19 protein-coding genes are annotated in these 23719 nt (G+C 53.5%); 9 read left to right on the top strand and 10 right to left on the bottom strand.

Annotated elements, in window-relative coordinates:
* Positions 1-154: 154 nt before the first annotated feature.
* Together EFA69_RS00580 and EFA69_RS00575 are read left to right on the top strand one after the other, a co-directional pair.
* On the top strand, positions 155-1483 hold the full coding sequence (locus EFA69_RS00580; RefSeq protein ID WP_123131151.1) for an amidohydrolase: 1329 nt from the start codon (positions 155-157) through the stop codon (positions 1481-1483).
* 124 nt (positions 1484-1607) lie between these two features.
* Positions 1608-2477, top strand: a complete 870-nt coding sequence (locus tag EFA69_RS00575; RefSeq protein ID WP_123131150.1) for an ATP-grasp domain-containing protein — start codon at positions 1608-1610, stop codon at positions 2475-2477.
* 111 nt (positions 2478-2588) lie between these two features.
* On the opposite strand, the gene EFA69_RS00570 is transcribed toward EFA69_RS00575, so the two are convergent.
* The 6 genes from EFA69_RS00570 to EFA69_RS00545 all read right to left on the bottom strand — a co-directional run bounded on the left by EFA69_RS00570 (position 2589) and on the right by EFA69_RS00545 (position 7706).
* Positions 2589-3362, bottom strand: a complete 774-nt coding sequence (locus EFA69_RS00570; protein ID WP_123131149.1) for an SDR family oxidoreductase — start codon at positions 3360-3362, stop codon at positions 2589-2591.
* A gap of 242 nt (positions 3363-3604) precedes the next feature.
* Positions 3605-3958, bottom strand: a complete 354-nt coding sequence (gene rplS, locus EFA69_RS00565; protein ID WP_123131148.1) for a 50S ribosomal protein L19 — start codon at positions 3956-3958, stop codon at positions 3605-3607.
* 82 nt (positions 3959-4040) lie between these two features.
* A complete protein-coding gene (gene trmD, locus EFA69_RS00560) occupies positions 4041-4730 on the bottom strand; it encodes a tRNA (guanosine(37)-N1)-methyltransferase TrmD (protein WP_123131147.1) in 690 nt (229 codons plus the stop codon).
* Complete coding sequence (gene rimM / locus EFA69_RS00555; RefSeq protein ID WP_123131146.1) at positions 4717-5310, bottom strand: ribosome maturation factor RimM; 594 nt, start codon at positions 5308-5310, stop codon at positions 4717-4719. Before rimM ends, trmD begins: the two co-directional genes overlap by 14 nt.
* A 10-nt stretch (positions 5311-5320) precedes the next feature.
* Positions 5321-5878, bottom strand: a complete 558-nt coding sequence (locus tag EFA69_RS00550; protein ID WP_123131145.1) for a 30S ribosomal protein S16 — start codon at positions 5876-5878, stop codon at positions 5321-5323.
* A 148-nt stretch (positions 5879-6026) separates the two neighbouring features.
* On the bottom strand, positions 6027-7706 hold the full coding sequence (locus tag EFA69_RS00545; RefSeq protein WP_183906644.1) for a sulfatase-like hydrolase/transferase: 1680 nt from the start codon (positions 7704-7706) through the stop codon (positions 6027-6029).
* Between the two features lie 38 nt (positions 7707-7744).
* Here EFA69_RS00545 and EFA69_RS00540 point away from each other — a divergent pair, with 38 nt between their 5' ends.
* Positions 7745-8908 carry a DUF418 domain-containing protein gene (locus EFA69_RS00540; protein WP_183906643.1) on the top strand — a complete coding sequence of 388 codons (1164 nt, stop codon included), beginning with the start codon at positions 7745-7747 and terminating at the stop codon, positions 8906-8908.
* A 51-nt stretch (positions 8909-8959) separates the two neighbouring features.
* On the opposite strand, the gene EFA69_RS00535 is transcribed toward EFA69_RS00540, so the two are convergent.
* From EFA69_RS00535 to EFA69_RS00520, 4 genes are all read right to left on the bottom strand, one after another.
* The gene (locus EFA69_RS00535) at positions 8960-9694 is read right to left on the bottom strand and encodes an acyl-CoA desaturase (RefSeq protein ID WP_123131142.1); all 735 of its coding nucleotides are present in this window, start codon (positions 9692-9694) and stop codon (positions 8960-8962) included.
* A gap of 276 nt (positions 9695-9970) precedes the next feature.
* The gene (locus EFA69_RS00530; protein WP_123131141.1) at positions 9971-10654 is read right to left on the bottom strand and encodes an RluA family pseudouridine synthase; all 684 of its coding nucleotides are present in this window, start codon (positions 10652-10654) and stop codon (positions 9971-9973) included.
* Positions 10655-10766: 112 nt separating this feature from the next.
* A complete protein-coding gene (gene panB / locus EFA69_RS00525; RefSeq protein ID WP_123131140.1) occupies positions 10767-11585 on the bottom strand; it encodes a 3-methyl-2-oxobutanoate hydroxymethyltransferase in 819 nt (272 codons plus the stop codon).
* A gap of 210 nt (positions 11586-11795) precedes the next feature.
* Positions 11796-14450 carry a putative LPS assembly protein LptD gene (locus EFA69_RS00520; protein ID WP_148041217.1) on the bottom strand — a complete coding sequence of 885 codons (2655 nt, stop codon included), beginning with the start codon at positions 14448-14450 and terminating at the stop codon, positions 11796-11798.
* 115 nt (positions 14451-14565) lie between these two features.
* Between EFA69_RS00520 and EFA69_RS00515 the strand changes: the two genes are divergently transcribed.
* The 6 genes from EFA69_RS00515 to EFA69_RS00490 all read left to right on the top strand — a co-directional run bounded on the left by EFA69_RS00515 (position 14566) and on the right by EFA69_RS00490 (position 23681).
* Positions 14566-15342, top strand: coding sequence for an N-acetylmuramoyl-L-alanine amidase family protein (locus EFA69_RS00515; protein ID WP_123131138.1), 777 nt, complete (start codon positions 14566-14568; stop codon positions 15340-15342).
* Positions 15343-15356: 14 nt separating this feature from the next.
* Entirely contained in the window at positions 15357-16361 is a 1005-nt protein-coding gene (locus EFA69_RS00510) for an MlaD family protein (RefSeq protein WP_183906642.1), read from the top strand.
* 241 nt (positions 16362-16602) lie between these two features.
* On the top strand, positions 16603-18231 hold the full coding sequence (locus EFA69_RS00505) for an acyl-CoA carboxylase subunit beta (RefSeq protein ID WP_123131136.1): 1629 nt from the start codon (positions 16603-16605) through the stop codon (positions 18229-18231).
* A gap of 339 nt (positions 18232-18570) precedes the next feature.
* Positions 18571-19494, top strand: a complete 924-nt coding sequence (locus EFA69_RS00500; RefSeq protein ID WP_123131480.1) for a transglutaminase-like domain-containing protein — start codon at positions 18571-18573, stop codon at positions 19492-19494.
* 186 nt (positions 19495-19680) lie between these two features.
* Positions 19681-20901, top strand: coding sequence for a pyridoxal phosphate-dependent aminotransferase (locus tag EFA69_RS00495; protein WP_123131135.1), 1221 nt, complete (start codon positions 19681-19683; stop codon positions 20899-20901).
* Between the two features lie 266 nt (positions 20902-21167).
* Positions 21168-23681 carry a S8 family serine peptidase gene (locus EFA69_RS00490; RefSeq protein ID WP_183906641.1) on the top strand — a complete coding sequence of 838 codons (2514 nt, stop codon included), beginning with the start codon at positions 21168-21170 and terminating at the stop codon, positions 23679-23681.
* Positions 23682-23719 lie beyond the last annotated feature (38 nt).

Here is a 23719-nt window from a genome sequence, read left to right as displayed (position 1 = left end):
TTTCGTTATCAAAGCAGGCGCGAAAGCTTTGGACAAACGGCAGGTTCATAGCATCAATGGAAATGAGAGTTGGCTGTAGAATTCCTTTTCCCGGTTGGGCGGTGTATTTTTGTGTTTAGGGGCTGTTTTTCCAAAATCGGCGCTAAACCAGAACATGTATACCCCTAAAACTGCTTCTTTCCTGCTGCTGCTGGCAACCGTGCTCGGTTTTTCCTCCTCGGGCCGCGCCCAAAGCGGGGAGCTCCATGCCCAGATAGACCAACTGGCCGGGAAGGTGGAGCCCAAAGTGATCCAGTGGCGCCGCGACCTGCACCAAAACCCTGAACTGGGCAACTATGAGGTGAAAACCGCCGCCAAAATAACTAAACACCTGAAAGCGCTGGGGCTGGAAGTACAGACGGGCGTAGCCAGAACCGGTGTGGTCGGGATCCTGAAAGGTGGTCAGCCAGGTCCGGTGGTGGCCCTCCGCGCCGATATGGATGCCCTGCCCGTGACGGAGAACAATACCCACAACCTGCCCTTCGCGTCTACGGTCAAGACCACGTTTGAGGGGCAGCAGGTGGGGGTGATGCACGCCTGCGGGCACGATGCGCACGTGGCCATGCTCATGGGCGTGGCCGAGGTGTTGAGCAGCATGAAGAAAGACCTCAAAGGCACCGTGAAATTTATCTTCCAGCCCGCCGAGGAAGGATCGGCGCCCGGACAGGTAGGCGGCGCGAAACTCATGGTGCAGGAAGGGGTGCTGGAGAACCCCAGGGTAGACGCCATTTTCGGGCTGCACATCAGGTCAGATGTGGAGGTGGGCACTATTACCTATCGCCCACAGGGCATGATGGCCAGTTCAGACAATTTCAAGATTACGGTGAAGGGGCAGCAGGCGCACGGTGGTACCCCGTGGCTGGGCGTAGACCCGGTGGTGACCTCGGCGTATATTGTGACGGCCCTCCAGACCATTGTGAGCCGACAGGTAGACGTGACCAACGCCGCCGCCATTGTGACGGTAGGGGCTATCAACGGGGGCGTGCGCGCCAACATTGTGCCTAGCCAGGTGGAGATGATCGGCACCATCAGGGCGCTGGACGTGCCCATGCAGCGGCAGATCCATGAACGGCTGAAACAGACGGCCACCAGCATCGCCACGGGCGCCGGCGCCACGGCCGAGGTTTCTATTCAGGAAATGACGCCAGTGACCTACAACCACGAGGCACTCACTGCCCACATGTTGCCCTCGCTCCAGCGTACGGCGGGCCAGAACCAGGTGAAACTCACCAAACCCGTGACCATTGCCGAGGACTATGCCTATTTCCAGCAAAAAGTGCCGGGGCTGTACCTGTTTCTGGGCGGCATGCCCAAAGGCGCAGATCCCGCCAAAGCCCCTTCGCACCACACGCCAGATTTCTACATTGACGAAAGCGGCCTCAAACTGGGCGTGCGTGCCTTGGCAAACCTGGCCGTTGATTACCTGAACAATCCTTTAAAATAGTGTTTAGGGGCCGTTTTTCTGAAAATTGCCCCTAAATGACTTTCCCACTGTTGCCCCTCCTGGAAAGGCTAGGGGAGGTTTTACTTTTTCAGACCACGCTTTCAAAACATATTTACACCATACCTTGAAACTAGCATTAGTAACCTATGACGCCATTACTAGCTATGGCTCATTAAGCGGCGCTGAAGACGGGCTGCTCATTCAATACCTCAGCTCCAAAGGCCTGGACATTACCCCTGAAGTCTGGGACAACCCGGCGGTGAACTGGGAAAAGTATGACCTGGCCCTCTTCAAATCTCCCTGGGACTACTTTGACAAGTTCCCTGCCTTCCGGGCTTGGCTGGACCGCATAGAGGCGCTGGGCCTGCGCACGCTCAACCCCATCTCCACCATCCGGTGGAACGCTGACAAACATTACCTCTTGGAGGTAGCCCAGGCCGGTTTGCCCGTAGTGCCTACCGCTCTGCTCAAAAAAGGAACCCGCGTGCACTTGGAAGGTTATTTCACCCAGTTCAGTACCACAAAGCTGATCATAAAACCCAGCGTGAGCGGCGGCGCGAAGAATACGTTCATTGTAACCCAGGACGAAGCGAAAGCGGTGGTGCCCAGACTGGAGGAACTGCTAGCCGATGAGGATTTTCTGGTGCAGCCGTTCATGCCCCAGATTCAGGAAGAGGGCGAGTGGTCTTTCCTGTTCTTCAACGGCAAGTACAGCCACTGTCTGCTTAAGTCGGCCAAGTCAGGTGATTTTAGGGTGCAGCATTTCTTTGGGGGGACCATCCATCCGCAGCCCGCACCGGCGCACCTGCTGCCCCAGGCTCAGAAATTGGTAGACCAATTCGCCAGGGGTTGTCTCTATGCCCGCGTAGACGGCGTGGCGGTAGGGGAGGAACTTCAACTCATGGAACTGGAGCTGATTGAGCCGTTCCTGTTCCTGCACACGCATGAGCCCGCCCTGGAGAACTATTACCAGGCGCTTCGGGAATTGATGTAGGCGGATAATCCTAAAACGCGTTTAGGGGCTCTTTTTCTGAAAATGGCCCCTAAACAGAAAATCCTCCCAGGTTCTGTAGCCGGGGAGGATTTTTTATGTGTTTAAGGTAAGTTACCCGAATAAGTTGATGCTCATGCCTCCGTCTACGGCAATGCACTGGCCGGTGATGTAGGCGGCGGCGGGCATGCAAAGGAAAGCCACGGCGGCGGCACAGTCTTCGGGGTTGCCAATGGTGCGGGTGGGGGTGCGGCTGAGCACGCTTTCCAGATACTCCTGGTTTTGCAGCACCTGTTCGGCCAGCGGTGTCCTGATGTACCAGGGAGCCACGCAGTTTACCCGTATGCCGTCTGGCGCCCATTCACCGGCCAGGTTCTTCGTGAGCTGCACCAGCGCTGCTTTGGTCATGCCGTAGATAGCCCCCGTGCGCACGTGCCCCAGCCCCGCCACCGAAGACACATTCACCACATTGCCCTGCGCAGACTGCTTCAGGAGTGGATAGGAGAGCCGGCACAGCTCAAACGCTGAGGTGAGGTTGGTCTGCAACAGGTAGTTGTATTCTTCTGGCGTGTACTCGCCTATTTTCTTCCGGATGTTGGTGCCCACGTTGTTCACCAGAATGTCCAGCGCGCCCCAGGTGTTTTCCACCAGTTGGAGCAGGTTGTGGCGGTCGGCGGGCTGGCTCACGTCGGCCACCATGCCGGAGGCGTTGAGGCCGCGGGCGCGCCAGTCGGTCACAGCTTGGTTTACCTCCAGTTCTTTGCGGGCCACAATGAGCACTTCGGCTCCAAAGGAAAGGAGTTCTTCGGCAATGGCAGCGCCAATTCCCTTGGTACCCCCGGTCACCAGCGCCTTGCGCCCCTCTAAACTCCAGCGGTTGTTCTGCATGTTCTTCGTTCTACTTGTAGTTGGGTTCAACGTCTAAGTGTACGCATAAAAAGGCAAACGGGGAAACGGCAGACCAATAGTTTGTTTAGGGGCTGTTTTTCAAAAAAGAGGCTCTAAACGCAACATCAAGAGAATGTGCGTTTTGCCGGAGCAGATGCCAGAGGCAAACAGCAAAAAAGCCGATCTCGTGGGAGATCGGCTTTCCTGGAACTAAAACTATGGAAAAACTAAACCGGAAGGAATTAGCTTCTTTTTTCTTTGATACGAGCGGCTTTACCAGAAAGACCTCTCAGGTAGAACAGACGGGCTCTTCTAACTTTACCGCGGCGGATTACCTCAATTTTCTCGATGTTTGGAGAAAGAACTGGGAAAATACGCTCAGTTCCGATTTGGTTAGACACTTTTCTTACAGTGAAAGTCTCGCTGGCACCAGAGTTTCTGCGTTGCAATACCACGCCTTGGAATTGCTGGATACGCTCTTTGTTACCCTCACGGATTTTCACGTGAATATTCACGGTGTCGCCAGCAGCAAAAGCAGGGATTGAGGCGCGTTTCTCAGCGTATTCCTGCTCTACTAATTTAATTAAATCGCTCATGACTATAATATAGTGTCTATTTATCTGCAAAATTCGGAGTGCAAATATAGACGTTATTTTTCTAATTGTAAATCAACAACTACTAATTTTTTTCATCGCGCAGCAAATCAGGCCGTAGTTGGTGGGTGCGCTGCACGGCTTGTTCAAACCGCCACTCCTCCACTTTAGGCGTGTTGCCGGAAAGCAGAATATCGGGTACCGTATGTCCTTCAAAGTCAGCGGGACGGGAGTATACCGGCGGAGCCAGCAGATTGTCCTGGAAAGAGTCTGACAAGGCGCTGCTTTCATCGTTCAACACCCCCGGGATGAGCCGGATGAGGGAGTCTGCCAGCACGGCGGCGGCCAGTTCCCCACCGGACAGCACGTAATCCCCAATGCTGATCTCGTGGGTCACGAACATATCCCGCACGCGTTGGTCCACGCCTTTGTAGTGGCCGCACAGAATGATGATGTTCTTCAGGAGAGACAACCGGTTGGCCATGGGCTGGTTCAGCGTCTGGCCGTCTGGGGTCATGTAAATCACCGCATCATAGGTGCGCTGGGCCTGCAGTTCCCTAATACATTTGGCGATGGGTTCCACCATCAGAACCATGCCGGCGCCCCCGCCAAAGGCGTAGTCGTCAATCTGGCCGTGTTTGTTGATGGCGTACTTCCGGAGGTCGTGCAGGTGCACTTCCACCAGACCTTTGTCCTGCGCCCGCTTTAAAATGGAGTGGTCAAAGGGGCCGGTAAGTAAGTGGGGCTGGCAGGTGATAATATCAAACCGGGTCATTGTCTTCGTCCTCCTCGCCTTCCAGGGGCGGTTCCTCTACTTGGCAGTTAGAAGGCTGGGTGTATACCTCCAGCAGGCCCTCGGGCAGGTTCACGTAGATTTTGCGTTCCTCTTTGCTGGAGCGCAAAATGATCTCATCCTGTACCGGAATCAGGACCTCATGCCCTTGGTAGTCCATGGCCAGCAGATCCTGGTTGGGCAGGTCAAAGAAAGCCTGCACCGTGCCCAGTTCGCCTAGTTGCTGGTCTACCACCGTGTAGCCAATCACCTCATGGAAGTAGAACTGGTCTTCCTCCAGCTCTGGCAACTGGTTCAGGGGAAGGTAAAGCGAAACGCCTTTCAGTTTCTCGGCTTCCGGCACGGAGTTCACATCCTCAAACTTGATGATGCTGCGGCCTTTGTCCTGCGGGTTGAGGTCGTCAATGAAAAAAGGAACCAGCTTCCCGTTGATTAACAGGAAAACTGATTCCAATTCATCGTACTCTTCCGGAAAGTCAACGTCAAAAAACGCGACTACCTGGCCTTTGGTGCCATGCGTTTTCACAATATACCCCAATTGGAAGCATGCGTCTAACGTCATGGCAGTAAAATTAAGCTTGAGCTTCTTCGGTTGCGTCTGCAGCAGGAGCGTCAGCGGCGCCTTCAGTGGCATCACCTTCAGCAGCAGGAGCTTCTTCAGCAGCCGGCTCAGGCGTGTTTTTCAAACGGATCGCTTCAGCACGGGCAGCGTTCACTTTAGCCTCAGCTTCCAGAGCAGCTTGTCTCTTAGCGGCTTTGTCTGAACCTAATTTGGCAACTTTTCCAGTGATTTTGGCTTCTTTGGCGGCTTTCCACTCAGCGTAACGGGCATCTGCCTGCTCCTGAGTAACAGCACCTTTCAATACACCAATCTGTAAGTGTTTTCTGAACATAACACCAGTGTAAGAAAGCATAGCTTTCACGGTGTCAGTTGGCTGAGCGCCTTTCAATACCCAATCCAACGCTTTGTCTTCGTTGAAGTTGATAGTGGCAGGGTTGGTAAGTGGGTTGTACGTACCCAATTTCTCGATGAAACGACCATCACGTGGTGAACGAGAATCAGCTACTACGATGTCGTACATAGCTGCTTTTTTGCGGCCTCTGCGGGCCAGTCTGATTTTAACAGGCATAACTAAGTTTGTTAAAGCGCCGGAACCCGTCCGGCATTGGGGTGCAAATGTACGGCAATTATTTTTAATGTGCTAATAATTTGGCAATGAGCTGCATTGCCTGGTGCGTTTAGGGGCTCTTTTTCTAAAAACGGCCCCTAAACGCACCTCAATCGGCTAGGGCCGGAAAGGGATAGGTGAAGGACCGAAGGCTATGGGAACCCCGGCCAAACAGATCTCCGGCTAAAAAATAGCGCTGAGCGGAAGGAACATCTGCGTCTAAAAGCGAAGGCCCATACTGTTGCCGCACCCAGGCCGGAGCATATCCCTGTAGGGAAAGCAGTGTTGGGAAAACATGGGCGTGGCTGTGGCGGTGTTTGGTGGTTGCCCCGGGCGAAAGTCTGGTGAGACGGGCGGGATCCCAGATCCAGAGCGGCACGGCGGCTTCCTGGGCAGACGTTTCATGCACCGAGGCGTGCGTGATACTAATGCCCGATTGGCTCAGATTCTGGCCGTGGTCTGAGGTGTAGACCACCACGGTGCTGTCGGTGGGTGAAATAGCGCCCATCAATTTCTGCCAGAACATATCTACCGTCCATCTCAGGGCATTGTGGTACGTATTGAGGGTGAGTTCCCGGTCTTTGTAAACACTGCGCGGCGAGAGGACCGGCTGGAAGTGCGCCAACTCTGCGGGGTAGGTACGGGCGTAAGGCCAGTGCGCCCCGGCTTTTACCACGTACACAAACACTTTAGCAGGCGTTTTGGATAACTGCGCCAACCGGGTTGCCACCAGCATGTCGCGGTTGTGGTAAGGTTCCTCCGGGTGTTGGGCACCGGGCCGTTCCACGTGGTCAATGTAACGCAGGTCTTCGGGAGTCATGAAATTCTGGAGCACGTTTCCGCCTAGTTGGGCATCTATGTAGTAGGTGGTGTAACCTGCTTTCTGGGCATACTGGAAAATGTTGGTGCGGGAAAAGGTGCGGTACGCCGTGTCTGGAAGTTCGGTAGGGCGGGTGCCGCTCATCAAGGCAATATTGGAGCCGCCGCTCTGGTTGGTGAAGGAGCTGGCTATGCCAAAATCAAGGAGCTGTTCCCGCCGGGAGTAGAGAAAGGGCGTGGTCTGGAGGTTGGGTTGCTGCAACGTGAGTTCTGTGGCGGTAATGCTTTCGTCTACCACCAGGAAGAGGTGCCGTACACCGGGGGCAACCGGGGAAACAGGAGCGGGCTTTCTGGTAGGTTGCGGTAATTGATCAGTGGCGGCGGCCAGAAGCGTGATAGGTACCCGGTACAGGGCAGGATAATCATCTACAATGCCGGTGGTTCTTTTGAGTAGCAGGAACGCCGCCAACCCCACTAACAGAACCAACCAGCCGCTGGTGGGGGCAGTACGCCATGGTGTCTTTTTTCTGATCCCGTGCACCAGGGCCAGGAGCAGTGCGGCTGCCAGAAAGGCGGCCGACATTTGCCAGAAGTAATTTCGGAGGGCAGTGTCAGCCAGGTTCAGGTTGTTCCAGGCCAGCACCGCATCTGGGTACATAAAGTTGTAGCCACTGATGAACCGGTAGGAGAGGCTAATGAGCAGGCAGGGGAACAGCAACACCAGTGTTGCCGCGTAAAGGCTCTTGCTGCGGTTGAAAAGTAAGGCCAGCAGTCCCAGCAGGGAAGAAGCGAATACCAGCAGGTACAGCAGCAGGTGCAGGACACTGTCCTGGAAAAGCAGGTACGTGAGAAGGAAATACAGCCTCCCAGGACGCATTTCTATGGTAGCCACGTATAGCCCGAGGAGCAGAAACAGTAGTAGAAACGTCTTGAAATGCTTTCGGGGCACGGAGAATGGGGTGGATGCCATATTTTTGTGTGAACTTCGGCAAATTAATAAAAGCAACCGTGACAAAAGTCTCTCCAGGCACTCTTTCTGAACCTGCTTTCTCTTCATCCCGGCGGGAACTGTCCCTGGATGTTCTCCGTGGCTTCAGTCTGGTAGGGGTGGGGGCCGCCAATTTGATGGTGTTCAACGCAGAGGCTGGTCATATTGAGGCGTATGCCCAAGCTTTCACGGGAACTTTGAATCACTACATCGTTTCATTCTTTATCATATTTCTGTGGGGGAAGTATTTCCCCGTGTTCGCGTTCCTGTTTGGACTCTCAGCGGCCCTGGCCCTGGAATCAAAAGGAGTTCGGCCATTCTGGAAGCGGGCTTGGGTGCTCGGGGCGTTGGGCGTGCTTCAACTAATTTTCATTTGGAAGGGCGATGTATTGCACCAGTATGCACTCATGAGTCTGCTTCTGTTGCCCTTGAGGCATTTATCCGTCCCAGCGCGCATATATCTAGTGGTGGCACTCTATCTGGTGAGCTTTGCCGATGTATTTTTGCCACATGGGCTGGGAGACGCTTCTTTGCCCTTGCAACTTTCTACCTCAGATGTGTTCAGGGAAGGAACTTTTGGAGAGGTGTTCCAGAGGCGGATGGAGTTGTACTGGAAAGAAGCCTGGTCTTGGGAAGCGTTGTTTTACCAACTCAGGATCTTTGCCTGGCTTCTGCTGGGTTATTTGGTGGGGGAGAAAAAGAGATTCAGGGCCTATGTGCAGCCATCCAGAGTATATCTGGTTTTAGGTGTGGGAGTTTTGGTCATGGTATCGGCCGCATTCCTGATTCATGTAACCGGGCTCCGCGGAGAAGCGGTGCGGCCTTTAGGTGAGAATCTGCTCAAAGCATTCTTTTCTTCCTTATTCTATGCCGGAGACGTGCTCTTACTGCTGGTTTTGCCGCTGGCCTTGTACGTAACCGGGATTGGTAAAAAGGTCTTGGAGGCCTTGGCCCCATTCGGGAAAATGACGCTCACTCATTATCTGACTCAGAATCTGTTGTTCAGCTTCGTTTTCTATGGGTATGGATGGGGGCTGTACGGGAAGGTGGCACCGGTAATTCTCTGGATGGGTTACCTGTTGCTGGTAACGGTTCAGGTATTGGTTTCAATCTGGTGGCTCCGGCGGTTTGGGCAGGGCCCTATGGAGAAGGTGGTCCGGTATTTCACTACCGCCCGTACATAAGAAAGCCCCGGCAGTTTCTGTTGCCGGGGCTTTCTTATCTGTATGCAAGAACTAGGCGCGGGCCTTTTTCAGCTTAATGATGCCTATTTTATCCAAGGTCCAGATAACGGGATAGGTTGGGTCCACTTCCCACCATTTCACCCCGAAGTTGACGCGGTTAGGCAGTTTGTGGTGGTTGTTCTGGAAGAGCTCGCCGCCGGTCAGGAAATCAAAGAAGAGCGAGTTCTTGGACTTGTCATGGTTGTCAAAGTTCTGATAGCCGTATTTGTGGCCGCTCCAGTTCACAATGGCACCATGGATAGGGCCCATCAGGAAGTGCACCGGCAACAGCAGGTACATCCACCACTGCGTGGCGAAGGTGATGTAGAAGACCACGTAGAACGTTCCCCAGGCAATGCGCGATATCCAATGGTCGCCAATGCTTTCTACCAGGCGCCAAACCGGATAGTTGCCGTCAAAGCGCATCTCAGGCTCCACGCGGTGCTTCAGCACGTCATTGTAGATGTTCTTGGTTTTCCACATCATGGTGAAGGCGTTGCTGGAGAAGTGCGGCGAGTGCGGGTCGCGGGCGGTGTCTGAGAAAGCGTGGTGCATGCGGTGCAAAATGGCGTACGCCCGCGGCGAAAGGAAAGAAGACCCTTGGCTAATGTAGGTGAACAGGAAAAAGAACTTCTCCCAGAAAGCGTTCATGGTGAACATTTTATGGGCCGCATAGCGGTGTAGGTAAAAGGTCTGCACAAACAGAGACAAGTACCAGTGTGCTACAAAAAAGACAAGAATGATCATGCTGGGTGATGCAATCGATTAAGTATGGGCTACAAGTAAGCAGCTGTGTATGTAACAGCCGCACTATAAATAAGTTCACAAAGCTACAACGCAAGGGGCAATCCTCGCAAAAGCAAAAGAGAAAATTGCGCCAAAATGACGAAGATCATCTTTTGGAAAGGCAAAACAGCTTGGAACTTTGGCTGGCGTTTAGCGCCTGTTTTTGGAAAAGAAGGCCCTAAACACCAGCCCTCCTCAGCGCCTTGTAACGTTCTAGCGCTTCTGTCAGGCAGAGGGTTACGGCTGGAACGGCTGCCAAACCGGAAGCGCGGGCGGCGGGGCCTGTACGGTGACCCAGGTTTTCAAAACAGGGTGTTCAAAGCCCAACTCACGGGCGTGCAGACAAATGCTCTTGTTGGGCAATGGCTCCGAGGCGCCGTATTTTACATCGCCTAAAATAGGGCATTTCAAAGACGCGAGCTGGACCCGTATCTGGTGGGGCCGGCCGGTGACAGGGCGTACCTCTACCAGGAATTTCCCCTGGCTCCCCGAAAGCAGGGTGTAGCTCAGTTCGGCGCGTTGGCTGCCCGGTTTCTCTGCGGTCAAGGCTTTGGTGACGTTTCTGGTGGCGTCTTTCACCAGCCAATGCACCAGGGTGCCTTCCTGTGGCTGCGGGGCTCGTTGGGTAAGGGCCCAGTACGTCTTTTTGGTTTTGTGCAGCCGGAACTGCTCGTTTAATCTGGAGAGGGCTTTGGAGGTTTTCGCCAGTAGGACTACACCACTCACGGGCCGGTCTAGCCGGTGCACCACGCCCACAAACACGTTGCCCGGCTTCTGGTATTTCTCGCGCAGATAGTCTTTGGCCAGCTCAGAGAGAGGAATATCGCCGGTTTCGTCGCCCTGCACCAACACACCGCTCGGCTTGTTCACCACCAACACATGGTTGTCTTCATAAAGCACTTGGAACGGAACGGTGGGCATGGTGTTTTAGGCGTGTTTTCAGAAAAAGAGCCGCTAAACGGCTACTGGCTGGCAGTTCATTGCTAATTGCTTTTTGGGTACAACAAGCAATCAGCAATGAACTGCCAAACAATCAATAAGCTTCATTGGGGCTGGGGAAATCCTGTGACTTCACATCCCGGATGTAGCTGCTCACTGCCGTGGTGATGGTCTCGTGGAGTTCGGCGTAGCGGCGCAGGAAACGGGGTTTGAACTCTTTGGTGATGCCCAGAAGGTCATGGATGACTAGCACCTGCCCGTCTACGTGCGGACCAGCCCCAATCCCGATGATGGGAATCTGCAGTTCCTCGGCCACGCGCTTGGCCAATGACGAAGGAATTTTCTCCAGCACAATAGCAAAGCACCCCAGCTCCTGCAACACACGGGCGTCTTCCAGTAGTTTCTCGGCCTCGGCCTCCTCTTTGGCTCTCACGGAGTACGTCCCGAATTTATAGATAGACTGCGGGGTAAGGCCCAAATGGCCCATCACCGGTACCCCGGCGCTTAAGATACGCGTGATGGAATCTTTGATCTCCACGCCGCCTTCCAGCTTCACGCCGTGCGCACCGGACTCTTTCATGATTCTGATAGCCGAACGCAAGGCCTCAGAGGAATTGCCCTGGTAAGAACCGAAAGGCAGGTCTACCACCACAAACGCGCGTTTGGTGCCGCGCACCACAGAGGAGGCGTGGTAAATCATCTGGTCCAGGGTGATGGGCAGCGTGGTGTCATGACCGGCCATCACGTTGGAGGCGGAGTCGCCTACCAGCAGCACATCTGTACCGGCGGCATCCAGAAGGGTAGCCATGGAGAAGTCATAGGCGGTGAGCATGGAGATTTTCTCGCCGCGCTGTTTCATGCTGTGCAGCTGGTGGGTGGTAACAATTTTTACCTCGCTTTTGTGAACCGACATATCAAATTTGTTTAGGCTTGGGCAAAGGTAAGGAGTGAGAAATTAGAATACCGGAATAAAAGCCCAAAAAATGGCCTGTTAAGTTAAATGCTTTCCCGCAGGATACCAGCGCTCATTCCCAGTTTGGGCGTGTTTTCAGAAAAAGAGCCCCTAAACAGACGGGCCACCCAAAGTAGGTGGCCCGTCTGTTTAGCTGTGGGAGTCAAAGGTTTAGAATGGTCGGCCGGTGGCGCTCTCGCTGCGTCTGATGCGAAGGTCTCTGAGGAGCGCAGATTTGGCGTTGATGTTGATGGAGTAGCGTTGCAGCACCCCAAACGGCACCCAGTCAATGGACATCTGCCAGCAGTGCAGGTCTCTGGTAATGCCTATGTTGGTATAGCTCAGGATTCTGTTCTTCAGGTCATAGCTGGTGGTGTAATTCACCGCCCATTTGTCTGTAAGCGTCACGGAGCCGTTGATACCCGCAGAAGTGGCGTTGTTCACCAAGCGGTCTGTGAGGTTGTCACGGGTGAAGTTAGATGTTAAATCCACAGACAGGGTCCAGGGAATGTTGAAGTCTACGTAGTCGGCGGCGGTGAGTGTGCGCTGCAGGGAAGGCAGGTTGGTGGGCGCTGCCGCCCCTGATTCGGTTTGCTGTTGGCGGGCCTTCTGGTTAAACTCAAACCCGGTGTTAAAGTTCAGGTTCATGAGGCGGGCTAGCCTAAAGCCTCCGTCTTCCACCAAGTATCTGTTGACGCGTCTGCCGTTTACATACTGATATGGGTCAAAGCTTCCGCTTAAAGTAACGCCTACGTTGTTGAACAGCTTGGTAGACAGGTTCACATTAATGTTGGAGAGCTTAAAGGAGTCTGCGGCCATGTTGTAGGAACCTGCCAGGTTAAAGGCGTCAATAAGGCTCACTTTCTTGAACACTCCGGCACTGTCTGTCTTTACCTTCATCTCCACGTTGTTGTTGATGGAGAAGGAAATGGCGCTGCTCAGGCCCGGCCCCGGCACGTTGCCTTCCAGCCCCTGGAACCGGGAGAGAAGCTGCGTGTTGCCCAGGCTGTCGCGCTGCACTCGCTGGTAGAAACCATATTCGGGCCGGCCGAAGTCTGGGCGGAAACTGTAGGAGATGTTAGGGGTAATGGTGTGCCGAATGGCTTCTACCTTCTTGCCTCTGATCTGGGCCGTTCCGTACAAGTTGGTGGTAAGGGAAATTCCGCCTTGGTACTGGTAAGCACGGTGCAGGCCGTTGGTGGTGTCTACCGCCAGCATGTTAGACCCCGGTATGTTGCGGTACGAAAATTTCTTCATGAACCAGCTCTCGCTGTAGCTTACGCTGGGGGTAAGCTTGAAATGCTTGAAGAGACTGAGCGTTCCCAGCGTGATGGGAATGTCATGGTTGATGCTGGTGCGGGCGTTCCGGAAGATCTGCGACAAATTGCCACCGTTGATGGCCACAATGGTATCTCTGCCCTGCCTGTTGGAAAAAGGATAGCCCAGGCCTGAACCAGTGGAGAGGCTGTTGGTGACATACTGGCGGGCGCTCAGGTTATACCCAATCCTGATGCCTTCAATCCACCGCCCGGTAAGGGTGCCGCCAAACCATTCAATAGGGCTCTGGCTGGCCACCCCAAAGCTGAAATCCGGCAACGTGAAACTCATTTGCTGCACCGGTACTACTTCACCCTCGGCATTGTACTGGTTTCTGGTGGTCTGGCTTTGTGAGATAGTGACCGCGTAATTGATAGGTGAGTTGGGGCTGCTCTTGCGGTAAGACACCGTGGAGTTAAACGCCGGCGACAGCGCATTCTGCGGACTGGTGGAGTTCCGTTGGTTATAAAACTGGCTACCGGCGTTCACGCTGGCGGAGAACTGCCCCTTGCCCGGTCTGGTGATGGGGGAGTGGCTCCAGCTAATCCAGATGTCACGGGAATCTGAACGGTAGTTGTACACGGGGTCTGTGGTGGCGCCCGCGCCAATGTTCTCGCTCGCCTTAATAAAGGTATGGCTCACCGAGAAATTACCGTTGAATTTATAGCGCTTGGTATAGTTAGACTGAACCCTTAGTCCATAGCCGCCCAGTGAGAAAATGTCACCGGTGATGCGCATGTCCATGTAGTCGTTCATGGCCCAGTAGAAACCACCTTCGCGCAGGTAAAAGCCTTGTTGGGCAGACTCGCCAAACGTGGGAATGATGATCCCGGACCCTCTTTTGCGGGGCGAAGGGAAGAACCCGAACGGTAAACCAATGGGAGTGGGCACATCGGCGAAAACTAAATGGAAGGGGCCGGCCACCACGCGGTCATTAGGAATGACCTTCATTTTGGTGGCTTTTATGTAAAAGTGCGGGTGTTCCAGGTCACAGGTGGTGTAGCGGGCGTGGCGGCCGTAAATGCTGCCCTCGTTGTCGCGCTTGATGGTTTCGGCGTGGATGTAGCCTTCGCCCTGCGTGGTGACGGCCCCAAGCACGCGGCCTTTCTTGGTCTTGTAATTGTAGCTCATCCGTTCCGCCTGGTAAGTCTCGGCCCCGTTCTTGAAGAGGGGTTTCTGCTGGAGTACCCCGGCAGAGTCTAGCATGCCTTCGGCGTCAATGATATTGGTTTTCCAGTTGATCTGGATATAGGCTGCGTCCAGGGCAATCTCGCCGTAGTCTATGTGGGCATCGCCGTACAGGTACATGATCTGCTGCACGGCATCATACCGGATAGAATCTTTGGCCTTATAATTGATGGTGGTTTCAATATCGCCGCGGCGTTGCGCGTTAGCGGTATCAGTGGGGGGGGAGACGACAAGGGTGTCTGGTCGAGTAGCCGTAGGGGCGTCTTGCCGCCTGGGACGTACCTGGGCGCTTCCCTCCGGGCCGGAAAAAAAGGCGATCACAGAAAAAAGGGCGATAGCCAAAAACTGGAGGGATCTCTTCGGATTCAAGTAAACTTTTAGTTATTTTGTTAACTAGGACAAAGTTATTAACAATAGCTTTTAACTAACGCATCTCGTGAAAAATATTGTCTCGCTTACCGTTTTTGCTTTTCTGCTTTTCAGCTCTTTTACTACGTTTGACAGGAAGGAGGTAAAAATACGCACGGTGGTCATTGACGCCGGCCACGGGGGGAAAGACACCGGCTGCCACGGGGCCTCTGCCAAAGAGAAAGATGTGGCGCTGAAAGTGGCCTTGCAGCTTGGGGAGCACATTGAGAATAACCTGCCCGATGTGAAAGTAATCTATACCCGCAAAGACGACCGGTTTGTGGAGTTGATAGACCGGGCAGGCATCGCCAATAAGAACCACGCCGATCTTTTCATTTCCATTCACTGCAACTCCGGGCCTAGCTCTGCCTTCGGGACGGAAACCTACACTATGGGGCTGCACACGTCCAACGGAAACCTGGCGGTGGCCAAGCGGGAAAACTCGGTAATCTTGCAGGAAGAGAACTACGAGAAAAAGTACAACGGCTTTAACCCTAATTCGCCGCAGAGCCATATTCTGTTCAGCCTGTACCAGAGCGCTTACTTAGACAACAGCCTGCGGTTTGCCCAGAAGGTGGAGAAAGAGTTTAAGACCCGGGTAGGGCGCTCCAGCCGCGGCGTAAAGCAGGCCGGGTTCCTGGTGCTCTGGAAATCTGCCATGCCCAGCACCTTGATTGAGATCGGTTTCCTCACCAATCCGCAGGAGGAGAAGTTCCTCAACGATAAATCCAACCAATCGTATATGGCATCAGGCATATACCGGGCTTTCAAGGAGTACAAACAAGAGCTGGAAGCCATGAACTAACTAATTCTATCTACGTGAAATTTTCCAAAGAACTCAAAGTAGCACTGCTAGGGGTTGTCTCTCTAGTGGCGCTCTACGTGGGCTTTCTCTTTCTAAAAGGAAGTAATATCTTCTCTTCCACCCGTACCTTCTATGTGACGTATGACACGGTAGAAGGACTTGCGGCCTCCAATCCGGTTTTGATCAATGGCTTTAGGGTAGGCATGGTGAAGGAAATGGTGCTGGAGCCCAAGAAAGGCAACAAAATTTTGGTGACCCTGGACATCAACAAAGACATAGACGTGGGAGACTCCACCGTGGCCATGCTTGTGAGCTCAGACTTACTGGGTAGCAAAGCCGTGGAATTGTACATGGGCCGTAACCGGGTACGCTACAAAGGAGGAGAACACCTGATCCCGTTTGTGAAGCGCAGCATCACAGACATGCTTTCGCAGCGGGCTATGCCTGTGCTGGGAACCGTTGACACCACCTTGCAGCGCCTGAATGCCTTCCTGGACAAAGACGCGAAGAGAAGCATACAGGCCATTCTATTGAACGCCCAGGCAACCTCAGAGGCCCTTCGCTCCGTGGCGCTGGCCAACCAAGGCAATATCAATGAAATTACCGGTAATCTGGCGCAGTTAACGGCCGCTTTGCGGGGCACTGAGGCCAAGTTCAGCCGCCTGGCTAGTAACCTGAACACCATTACAGACACCTTAGATGTGCAGTCTATGAACAGCGCCATCAGAGGCCTGGACAGTACCATCGCGCAGGCGCAATTGACCATGCAGCGCATCAATGAAAGCAACGGCAGCCTGGGCAAACTCATGCATGACGACTCCCTCTACCGTAACCTCAACGCCTCCAGCGCCAGCCTCAATGATCTCTTGATTGATCTGCGCACCAATCCTAAGCGGTATGTGCATTTCTCGCTCATTGGCGGCGGTACCAAAGTGAAGGAAGCTAAAAACGTGAAAGAGGCGGCTAAAGTGCGGAACGCCGAGCGGGTGGAAAACGCCGGTGCGGTTCAGAAGCAGTAGCCTTAGGTAAACCACTTTTATAATTAAAAAGCGTTTAGGGGATGTTTTTCCAAAAACAGCCCCTAAACGCTTTTTTGTTTCTTCCGTTTGAGGAAAAGAAAACATTGCCTAACAAGTGTTAGGCAATGTTGCGGGAATTTCTATATTTGTAAGCCCCGCCGGTTAGCGCCGGTGAATACCTGATGAAGAGTCCATCAAATCCAATCAGGCTAGGGTACACGCAAACCCTCATCATACTTCCATGGATATTGAATTTAATAAGAACGAAGACGCCCTTAAACAACTTTGCTTTCAGCTCAAGTCCAGACACGCCAAGGTAGCCTTAGGCGGTGGCGAGAAAGCCATTGCCAAGCAGCACGAAAAAGGCAAACTCACCGCCCGTGAACGGATTCAATATTTGATAGACGATGCTTCTGATTTCCTGGAGATTGCCGCCTTTGCCGGCGAAGGCATGTACCAGGAATACGGCGGCTGCCCCAGCGGCGGCGTAATTGCGGGTATTGGCTACGTGAAAGGGCGGCAGTGCATGATTGTGGCCAATGATGCCACGGTAAAGGCCGGAGCCTGGTTTCCCATCACGGCCAAGAAAAACCTTAGAGCCCAGGAAATAGCCCTGGAAAACCGCTTGCCGGTCATTTACCTGGTAGACAGCGCGGGCGTGTTTCTGCCCATGCAGGACGAAATCTTCCCAGACAAAGAGCATTTCGGGCGCATGTTCCGGAACAACGCCATCATGAGCAGTGAGGGTATTGTGCAGATTTCGGCCATCATGGGTTCCTGTGTGGCGGGCGGCGCGTATCTGCCCATTATGAGCGACGAGGCCATGATTGTAGAGGGCACCGGCTCCATTTTCTTGGCGGGTTCTTACCTGGTGAAAGCGGCCATCGGGGAAACCATTGACAACGAAACCCTCGGCGGAGCCACCACCCACTCAGAAATCTCCGGCGTCACGGACTATAAGTTTGAAACTGACCAGGAGTGTCTGGACCACATCCGGAACATCTTCGACAAAATGGGCGATACTCCCAAAGCCGGTTTCAACCGCGTGGCATCGGCGCAGCCCAAACTAGACCCCAAAGAGATTTACGGGATTCTGCCGCAGGACCGTGTGAAGCCCTATGACATGATGGACATCATTCTGCGCCTGGTGGACAATTCTGAGTTTGAGCCTTACAAAGACCTCTACGGGCAGAGCCTGATTTGCGGCCTGGCGCGCATTGACGGTTGGGCCGTGGGCATTGTGGCCAACCAGCGCAAGATTGTGAAAAGCAAGAAAGGCGAGATGCAGATGGGCGGGGTGATCTACTCAGACAGTGCAGACAAAGCAGCCCGGTTCATCATGAACTGCAACCAGAAGAAGATTCCGCTCCTATTCTTACAGGACGTGTCCGGTTTTATGGTGGGCAGTAAGGCCGAACACGGCGGCATCATTAAAGACGGGGCCAAATTGGTGAACGCCATGAGCAACTCTGTGGTGCCTAAGTTTACTATTATTGTGGGTAACAGCTACGGCGCGGGCAACTACGCCATGTGCGGGAAAGCCTATGACCCGCGCCTCATCTACGCCTGGCCCACGGCGCAGTTGGCGGTAATGAGCGGCGCCTCGGCGGCGAAGACTTTGTTGCAGATTCAGGTGGCTTCTCTCAAAGCCAAAGGCGAAGAGATCACCCCGGAAGCTGAGAAAGAACTGCTGGACAAAATCACCGCCCGCTACAATGAGCAGCTGAGTCCGTATTACGCCGCCGCCCGCCTGTGGGTAGACGGCATCATTGACCCGCTGGAAACCCGCAAAGTGATTTCCATGGGCATTGAGGCGGCCAACCACGCCCCCATCACCAAACCCTTCAACGTGGGCGTGATCCAGACATGATGAAGAAATAGGAAGTAAGAATCAGGCACAGCTCCAGTACAAAATATTTCCACTCGTGCGTTTAGGGGCCGTTTTTTGAAAATCAGGCCAAAAACAGAAAGGTGTGCGGCTGGTGCATGAATGGATAAGGGAGGCAAACAGAACCTACTGCCAAAGCATAGAAAGAACCGTTGGAAGCGTTTCGGGGCTGTTTTTCCAAAAACAGCCCCGAAACGCTTTTGCCTGCAATCACGTTCTTTGAGAGAGGCGTTGCGTTGGGCTGCCGCGGAGTTTTGCCACTTCGTGCGGCAGATTCAATTCTTAATTCCTAATTTTAAATTCTTAATTCAACCCGAGCTCTTGACCAATAAAGAAATAAAAGCCCTCATCTCCCTCCTGGACGACCAAGACCCGGAAGTGGTGGCGCACGTACACCAGAAAATTGTGGAACTAGGCGATACCATCACTCCTTTTCTGGAGGAGGCGTGGGAGGAAAGCCTGGACCCCGATCATCAGAAAAAGCTGGAAGACCTGATCCATGACCTCCAGTACGGATCTTTGGAGCGCCGCCTCAAGGCCTGGAAAGACGAAGGCGCCACAGATCTACTCAAAGGCATGTGGCTGGTGAGCACTTACCAATACCCAGACGTGACGCTGGAAAAGATTAAGCAGATTTTTGCCGAGCTCTACTATGAGGCCTGGGTAAACGTGCGCCCCGAGATGCACCCCTATGACCAGGTGAAGGCCCTCAACCACGTGCTCTTCAAGCTGCACAAGTTCTCCGCCAACACCAAGAACTTCCACGCGCCCGCCAACTCCATGCTCAACCAGGTGCTGGAAACCAAGCGCGGCAACCCGTTGAGCCTCTGCGTGATTTACCTCACACTGGCCCAGAAACTGGGGTTGCCGGTCTACGGCGTCAACCTGCCCAACCTGTTCATCCTCACGTTTAAGAGCGAGGTCATTCCGCAGTTCTACATCAATGTGTACAACCGGGGTCTCATTCTCTCCAAAAGCGACATTGACAATTACCTGCTGCAACTGAACCTGAGCCCGGTGGATATTTTCTATGAGCCCTGCGCGCCCATAGACATTGTGCGCCGCGCGCTCAGAAACCTTTCTCTGTCTTACGAAAAGCTCAACGACCCAGAGAAAGCCACCGAGATTGAGAAACTCATAGACGTGCTGGGCGATGAAAACGCCGCCCAGGCCGCTTCCTCCCCAGACGATGATGAAGACGACAATGACGAGGAAGGATACGATGATGAGGACGAAGACCTGTAGCGTTTAGCGCCCGTTTTCTGAAAAACGGCCCCTAAACGGAAATCCCCGAAGAAGCTGCTCTGCGAAGAGGGCCTTCTCGGGGATTTCTTTTTTTATTGCGTTTAGCGGCTCTTTTTTCTGAATCTGCCCTAAAACAAATTTTCACAGCTGCGGCAGAATACTATCTTTAAGGTTCATGCCTTACTTATGATACAGAAGAGTACCCGCCTGGACAACGTCTTTTACGAAATACGCGGCCCCATCTTTGAGAAAGCCATGGATCTGGAACGGCAAGGGTACAAGGTGACCCGGCTGAACATAGGCAATCCCGCTCCCTTCGGGTTTGACACCCCAGACGAGATTGTGCATGACGTGATGGTGAACCTGCGCAACGGCCAGGGCTACACAGACTCCAAAGGGCTCTTCGCCGCCCGTAAAGCCATCATGCACTACAGCCAGAGCAAAGGCCTGCGCCACGTGCATGAAGACGACATAATTATTGGCAATGGCGTGAGCGAGCTCATTATGCTCAGCATGCAGGCGCTCCTGAACCCCAATGACGAAATCCTGATTCCCGCGCCAGATTACCCGCTCTGGACGGCGGCCGTGAACCTGTCTGGCGGCAAGGCCGTGCATTACCTCTGCGACGAAGCCTCTGACTGGTACCCAGACCTGGCCGACATGGAACGGAAAATCACGTCCCGCACCAAAGGCCTGGTCATCATCAACCCCAATAATCCTACGGGCGCGGTGTACCCGGCCGAAGTCCTCCAGCAGATTGTGCAGTTAGCCGAGCGCCACAAGCTCATTATCTTCTCAGACGAGATCTACGACAAGATTCTGTATGACGGGGCGGTGCACCATTCTACCGCCGCATTCACGGAGGAAGTGCTGTGCCTCACGTTCAGTGGCTTGTCAAAAAATTACCTGGCTGCTGGTTTCAGGGCCGGTTGGCTGGTGGCCTCCGGAAATAAAACCATTGCGGCTTCTTACCTGGAAGGCCTCAACGCCCTGGCCAGCATGCGCCTGTGCAGCAACGTGCCCTCCCAGTTCGCCATCCAAACGGCTTTAGGTGGGTACCAGAACATAACTGATCTGGTGTTGCCCAGCGGCAGGTTGCACAAGCAGCGGGAGGTGTGTTATGAGAAATTGACGGCAATACCGGGTATCACTTGCGTAAAGCCTGCGGGGGCGTTCTACATGTTCCCCAAGATAGACACACAGAAGTTCCGCATCCACTCAGACGAAAAACTGGTGCTGGATCTGCTCATTGACCAACATGTGCTGCTGGTGCAGGGTTCGGGGTTCAATTGGCCGCAGCCAGATCACTTTAGGGTAGTGTATCTGCCCACCGTAGAAGAGCTGGAAACTACCTTAGACAAACTATCTATTTTCCTGCGGGAGTATAAGGGCGAACTTGTAGAATAGCCAAGAATTTGGGCGGTCTCACAGGGTTCTCCAGAAGGGGAAGTTTATTTTGCTGCCCAGAAGGCTGAACATTGATTTTGTGCTAAAGTCTCTGTAAATTATCTTGTTAAGTAGGCCAGATAATTTATTTGATGGGGAAAACTTTTACTACAAGCGTTTTAAGGAAACTTTTGGTTGCCGCCTGGCTTTTGGCCTCTACTTACCCGGCAGCCGGGCAAGGCGGAAGGATCATAGCTCCAAAAGCGGTCAGTAAACTGGCGCCGGCTTTGCAGCACGCTTCCCAGCGGCAGTCTGGCCAAAGCGTGCGGGTACGGGTAAAGAATACTTTCGCCTTCCAGAACTGGCTCAAAGAAACAATGCCGCAGGTTAGGATGCAGCAAGCCGAAGCCTCAGATACCACAATGCTTCTCTCCAACCTGGAAGCACGGCAAATAGCGCAATTAGCGGGTTGCCCTTGGGTGGTGTTTGTGGATGTGCCAACCAGGGTGCCGCAGGAAGAGGCGCATCTGCAGAATTCAGATTTAACGGTAAATAAAGTAGAGGCGGTGCACTTGCGCTATCCTCAGCTCGCTGGGCAGAACTTAGTGGTTTCTGTCAAAGAAAACCCCTTTGATAGCACAGATATTGATTTCAAAGGCCGGGTAGTGTCTGTAAAAGCTGCCGCGCCTCCTACGCCCCATGCCACCAGTATGGCTACCTTGGTGGCTGGCGGGGGCAATACTTCTCCCTCCGGAAGGGGAGTAGCCTGGCAAAGTCACTTAATCACCTCAGATTTCGCCCGCCTGATGCCTGATGAGACTGCCTGGCTGCGTTCTCAGAAAGTGTCGGTGCAGAACCATTCTTATGGGGTGGGGCTGGAAAACTATTATGGCTTGGAAAGCCAGGCCTATGATGCGCAGATTCTGGAGTACCCAGAGCTGTTGCACGTATTCTCCTCCGGTAACGCAGGCACCCAAACCGCAAAAGAAGGACCCTACGCAGGCGTGTCTGGCTTTGCCAATTTAACGGGCCAGTTCAAGGTCTCCAAAAATACCTTAAGCGTGGGCGCCGTGGACACCTCTGGGCAGGTGAGCGCTTTAAGTTCCAGGGGACCTACCTATGACGGCAGAATAAAGCCTGAAGTCGTCGCTTTCGGTGAATCGGGTTCCTCTGAAGCCTCAGCCGTGGTGTCTGGTATTGCGCTCCTCTTGCAGCAGGTATACCAGGAACAGCATAATGAAACACTTCCTGCTGCCTCACTGGTAAAAGCGGCTATCATTAATTCTGCTACTGAGCAGGGGCGGCCCGAGGTAGATTATGAAGCCGGTTTCGGGAATGTGGACGCACTCGGTGCAGTGCAGGCTGTGCAGGATAAACGGTATTTTACGGGTAGTGTAGCCCAGGGGGAAAGTAGACGTTTCACCATTGCAGTGCCCGCCGGAGTGGCCAAACTGAAGGTGACGCTGGTCTGGCATGAAACCGCCGGAGATCCTACGGCTGCGGCGGCAGTAGTGAATGACCTGGATCTTACCCTGCAGGCAACAGCAACAGGGCAGAAATGGCTGCCCTGGGGACTCAGTGCTTTCCCGCACACAGATTCACTCCTGTTACCCGCCCGGCGGCAAGTAGACCGCATTAACAATGTAGAACAAGTCTCCTTGATGTCGCCTGGCCAGGGAGAATACCAAATGCAGGTAACTGGGCATAAAATCTCCACCGGCTCTCAGTCTTTCAGCTTGGTTTATGGGTTTGAAGAGGCCTTTTCCTGGGCGTATCCTTCCAAGAATAGCCGGATAAAAAGCAATGAAGTGAACAAAGTGCGGTGGCAAACCTCTATGGGTAATGCTACATCCGCCCGGGTGGAGTACAGATGGGCGGGGCGTGAGTGGCAATTGATCAAAAACGATGTGCCGGTGCAGCAACAGTTTTTGCACTGGAGAGCGCCAGATTCCACTGGCTTGGCCCAACTCAGGATAGTGACTAGTTCAGGGCAAACTTTCCTGACGGACGAATTCCTGATAAGCCCGGTGCTTCCCTTGCAGGTGGGTTACCAGTGCGGAGACGAATTTATGCTTTACTGGCCCAAGGCCAAAGGCAGTAACCAGTACCAGCTGTATGCGTTAGGAGAGAAATACCTTGAGCCAGTTGCGCAGGTGGCAGATACCCTAGTGGTACTTAGGAAACAGGCGCACCCTGTGCTGCACTATGCCGTGGCACCCTTGGTGGCTGGCAAGGCCGGAAACCGAAGTCTCACCATCAATTACTCAGAACAAGGAGTTGAGTGCTTTATCAAGCAGTTCCTGGCCCGGCAGTTGGTCTCAGACACGGTGGTGTTAGAGGTGGAGCTAAGCACGCTGCACGGGGTGACCAGTGTTTTTCTGGAAAGACGGGAGAAGGATGGGTTTCAGGTGGTGAAGGCTTTGACCCCATTAGAACAGACCAGTCTGGTTGTGACAGATGCGGCCCCTGTGCCTGGTAAAAACGAATACCGGTTGAAGGTAACCACGGAAAAAGGAGAGGTTTTCTACAGTGCATTAGAAACCGTTTTCTATGCTCCTCAGTCTTATGTGCAGGTATTTCCCAATCCTGCTATGGCTGGAAATGAAGTGCATGTTGTAACCTTAGATGATGAGATGGCCCGTATTCATATCTTAGATTATACAGGGAGAATACTAAGGGAAGTACAGCAAGATGGGGCTATGAAATCTGTAACTATTAAAGGTTTGTCGGCGGGGGTATATGTGCTGCGGGTGTATCATAAAAACGGATCTAATAAGCTTTGCCGCCTGGTGGTAATTTAGCTCATTAAAATAAATACACACAGAAATAGCCGCTGTGA

It is taken from the genome of Rufibacter immobilis (assembly GCF_003721565.1).
In the GTDB taxonomy this organism is placed as follows: Bacteria; Bacteroidota; Bacteroidia; order Cytophagales; family Hymenobacteraceae; genus Nibribacter; species Nibribacter immobilis.
Note: the sequence above shows the minus strand (reverse complement) of the source record. Positions and strands in the feature narration are given on the sequence as shown.

Excerpts from the sequence above, each read along its gene's own strand:
- EFA69_RS00545 (WP_183906644.1), bottom strand. The coding sequence starts at position 7,706 with ATGGCATCCACCCCATTCTCCGTGCCCCGAAAGCATTTCAAGACGTTT.
- EFA69_RS00530 (WP_123131141.1), bottom strand. The coding sequence starts at position 10,654 with ATGCCCACCGTTCCGTTCCAAGTGCTTTATGAAGACAACCATGTGTTG.
- rimM (WP_123131146.1), bottom strand. The coding sequence starts at position 5,310 with ATGACGTTAGACGCATGCTTCCAATTGGGGTATATTGTGAAAACGCAT.
- rplS (WP_123131148.1), bottom strand. The coding sequence starts at position 3,958 with ATGAGCGATTTAATTAAATTAGTAGAGCAGGAATACGCTGAGAAACGC.
- EFA69_RS00495 (WP_123131135.1), top strand. The coding sequence starts at position 19,681 with ATGATACAGAAGAGTACCCGCCTGGACAACGTCTTTTACGAAATACGC.
- EFA69_RS00505 (WP_123131136.1), top strand. The coding sequence starts at position 16,603 with ATGGATATTGAATTTAATAAGAACGAAGACGCCCTTAAACAACTTTGC.
- EFA69_RS00550 (WP_123131145.1), bottom strand. The coding sequence starts at position 5,878 with ATGCCTGTTAAAATCAGACTGGCCCGCAGAGGCCGCAAAAAAGCAGCT.
- EFA69_RS00535 (WP_123131142.1), bottom strand. The coding sequence starts at position 9,694 with ATGATCATTCTTGTCTTTTTTGTAGCACACTGGTACTTGTCTCTGTTT.
- EFA69_RS00570 (WP_123131149.1), bottom strand. The coding sequence starts at position 3,362 with ATGCAGAACAACCGCTGGAGTTTAGAGGGGCGCAAGGCGCTGGTGACC.
- trmD (WP_123131147.1), bottom strand. The coding sequence starts at position 4,730 with ATGACCCGGTTTGATATTATCACCTGCCAGCCCCACTTACTTACCGGC.
- EFA69_RS00580 (WP_123131151.1), top strand. The coding sequence starts at position 155 with ATGTATACCCCTAAAACTGCTTCTTTCCTGCTGCTGCTGGCAACCGTG.
- panB (WP_123131140.1), bottom strand. The coding sequence starts at position 11,585 with ATGTCGGTTCACAAAAGCGAGGTAAAAATTGTTACCACCCACCAGCTG.